Below are 3,280 nucleotides of genomic sequence, written 5' to 3' on the forward strand. Positions count from 1 at the left end.
GCCGGAACCCGGGCTGCCCATCCCGGCCGGGCCGGAGGTCGGGACGGAGACTCCGGCGCTGGAGCGGATTCGCCGCCTGGCCAACCGCGGCGAGTCGGCGGCGGCGCGCGCCGCCTGCGCGGAGGCCATCCGTGAGGACCCGATGCAGGCGGCGATGCACTTCTACGACGGCCTGCTGGCCCGCGCCCTGGGCCAGGCCGCGGAAGCGGAAGCGGCGCTGCGGCGCGCCCTCTATCTGGACAGGAACTTCCTGGCCGCGCACTACCAGCTCGGCCTGCTGCTGCTGGATCTCGGCCGGCGGCAGGAGGGGCGGCGCGCCATCGCGACCGCCGCCCGGATCGCCCGCACCCTGCCGGGGGAAACGCCTGTCGAGGAGGGGGACGGGATGACCGCTGCCAACCTGCATGCCCTGGCCCGGCTGCAACTCGGCCTGTCCCTGTCCTGATGCCGGCCCCATGACCAACGGAATCCCCGAACGGGGCTCCGCCCCGGCGATCGGCCCGGGGGGCTCCGCCCCGGTAATCGGCCCGGGGGGCTCCGCCCCGGTAATCGGCCCGGGGGGCTCCGCCCCCACGAAAACGCCCCTGGCGCTTCCGGCGGTAGGCGGGCTGAGCGAGGCACGCGCCGCGCGCCTGCTGGAGGAGCGCGCGGCCCGGCTGGCTGCGCGCCAGGGCCGGGCTGGGGAAACCGGCGCGGCCCTGGCGCCCGTGTTGCCCCCCATGCTGGCCTGCGCGCTCGGCCGGGAATGCTATGGCCTGCCGCTGGAGCGGCTGCTCGCCGTGCAGCCGGCCACGGTCCTGGCGGGCCTGCCCGTGATGCCGCCGCCGCTGCTGGGCCTCTTCGCCCGCGCCGGGCAGCCCTATGCGGTGCTGGACCTGGCGGCGATGCTCGGCCTGCCTCCCGCTCCGCCCCCTGCCGGCCAGGGGGCGGCCGACGCCCCGGCGGGCCACCTGCTGCTGCTGCGCGGCGGGCCGGGCCGGGTGGCCCTGCGCGTGGACCGCGCGCTGGGCGTGGTCACGCCACAGCCCCTGGCCGCGCCGTCCGGTGGGCCCGGTGACCAAGGCGGCGCCGTCGCCGGGCGCGGGCTGGTCCCGGCCGGGCCGCTCGGCCCCCGGGAAAGAGTGCTCGGCCTGCTCGATCCCGACCGCCTGCTGCAACCCTTCCTGTCCGCCACCTCCGCTGCGGGAGCCTGAATCCGCGTGTCGATCGCCAATCGTATCCTCTTCGGCTTCGTCGTCCTGATCCTGATGCTGGCCGGGCTTGGCTGGTACGGGCTGAGCCAGCTCAGCCTCGTGCGCGACACGACGGACACCATCGTCACCCGCGACCTCGCCATGATGCGCCAGCTCGATTCGGTGCGCACCGAAAGCCTGACCGTGCAGGAGGCGCGCAACACCGCGGTGGCGCGCTTCCTGCTGCGCCGGCTGGACCGGCCGGTGCCCGACGATGATTCCCAGCGGATCTGGAACGAGGCCCATGGCCGTTCGGAGGTCGCGATCCGCGATGCCCGCGACCGCGCCCGCCGCTTCACCGACAGCTCGGTCTCCGACGACCGCCGGCGCTCCTGGCAACGGCTGAACCAGTCCCTGGATCGCGGCGCCGGCATCCTGGGCCAGATGCGGGGCCTGACGGAAAAGCAGTTCGCGGCGATCCGCGCCAACGACCTGGAGGGCGTGACCGCGGCCTCGGCGCCGATCCTGGCGCTGTCGCACGATCTCGACACCGCTTTGCAACAGGCCGATGCGGAGCTGGACGAGGCCCTGGCGGCCGGGCAGTCCGTGGTGGCCAGGACCTATGAGGAAAGCCGCCTCTCCGTGCTGGCGGTGCTGGGCTTCGCCCTGCTGGTCGGGGTGATCCTGGCGGTGCTGGTGCGCCGGACCATCAGCGCGCCGCTCTCCGCCTTCATGGAATTCGTCACCCGCGTCGGCCGGGGCGACCTGTCGGGCGCCGCGGCCGCCACGGGCAAGGACGAGATCGGCCAGCTCGGCGCCACGCTGAACGGGATGGTGGAGGGCCTGCGGCAACTGACGCGGCAGAGCCGGGAGGTGACCGAGAACCTCAACGCCGCCGCCGCCGAGATCCGCGCCTCCACGCAGGAGCAGGCGGCAGGCGTCGAGGAGCAGCTCGCGGCGGTGCAGGAGACCGCGGCCACGGCCGACGAGATCACCCATACCGGCACGCAGATCGGCAAGCGGGCGCAGGAGGTGATCGCCTCCGCCCAGGCGGCGGCGCGCAACAGCAGCGCCGGGCTGCGCGCCGTGGACGACACGATGCTGGCCATGGACTCGATCCGCGAGCAGGCGGAGGCCGTGGCCACGAACATCGTGTCGCTGAGCGAGAAGACCCAGGCGATCGGCGAGATCATCGCCACGGTGAACGACATCTCCGAACGCTCGCACCTGCTGGCGCTGAACGCCGCCATCGAGGCGGCTGCGGCGGGCGAGCAGGGCCGCTCCTTCGCCGTGGTGGCCGCCGAGATGAAGACCCTGGCCGACCAGGCCAAGGAGGCGACCTCGCAGGTGCGCTCCATCCTGGGCGACATCCAGCGCGGCATCAGCGCCTCGGTGATGCTGACGGAGGAGGCGGTGAAGCGCGTCTCCGCCGGCAAGGCGCGCACCGACACCACCCATGCCACGATCCGCGAGATCACCGGCAGCATCCAGGAGAGCGTGCAGACCTTCCAGCAGATCGTCGCCAGCACCAACCAGCAGCAGCTCGGCATCGAGCAGGTGATGGGCGCGCTGGGCAACATCCGGCAGGCGAGCCAGCAGACGGCGGCCAGCACGCGGCAGCTCGACACGGCGGCCAGCAATCTCAGCCAGCTGGCGCAGCAGCTCGTCACGCTGGCCGACCGCTACCGGCTCTGAGCGCGGCACCGGCAAGCGAAGAGGCCGCGCGCGCATGTCCGACTTCCGCCAGGAACTGCTGGCCGCCTTCGCGGTGGAGCACCGGGAACACCTGGATGCCATCCGCGCCGCCCTGGCGGCGGCGGAGGCCGGGCGGCCGCTGGACCTGCGCGACATCTTCCGCCGCGCGCACAGCCTGAAGGGCGCCGCCCGGGCGGTGGACCTGCCCGCGGTGGAGGAGCTGGCGCACCGGCTGGAAACGCTCTTCTCCCGGCTGGGCGAGGGCCGGATGCCGCTGGATGCCCGGGCCCAGGCGGTGGCGCAGCAGGGGCTGGACGCGGTCGAGACCCAGGTGGCCGCGCACCTCGCCGCCGCGCCGGAGGAGGACGGGCCGCCCCCGCCGTCGGCGGCCCTGGCGGCGCTCGACGCGCTGC

General features: G+C 74.4%; 3 protein-coding genes and 1 pseudogene. All 4 read left to right on the plus strand.

Annotation, left to right across the window (positions count from 1 at the left end; all coding sequences use genetic code 11):
- A pseudogene (locus ROTAS13_RS21625) lies at nt 1-445 on the plus strand (protein-glutamate methyltransferase); the annotation flags it as partial.
- 10 nt (nt 446-455) lie between these two features.
- Nucleotides 456-1,193, plus strand: a complete 738-nt coding sequence (locus tag ROTAS13_RS21630) for a chemotaxis protein CheW (RefSeq protein ID WP_075823377.1) — start codon at nt 456-458, stop codon at nt 1,191-1,193.
- Between the two features lie 6 nt (nt 1,194-1,199).
- Entirely contained in the window at nt 1,200-2,867 is a 1,668-nt protein-coding gene (locus ROTAS13_RS21635) for a methyl-accepting chemotaxis protein (protein ID WP_019462183.1), read from the plus strand.
- A gap of 34 nt (nt 2,868-2,901) precedes the next feature.
- Nucleotides 2,902-3,280: Hpt domain-containing protein (locus ROTAS13_RS21640; protein WP_171979194.1), on the plus strand; the 379-nt coding region annotated here is incomplete at its 3' end.

The organism is Roseomonas sp. TAS13 (assembly GCF_001950415.1).
In the GTDB taxonomy this organism is placed as follows: domain Bacteria; phylum Pseudomonadota; class Alphaproteobacteria; order Acetobacterales; family Acetobacteraceae; genus Roseomonas; species Roseomonas mucosa.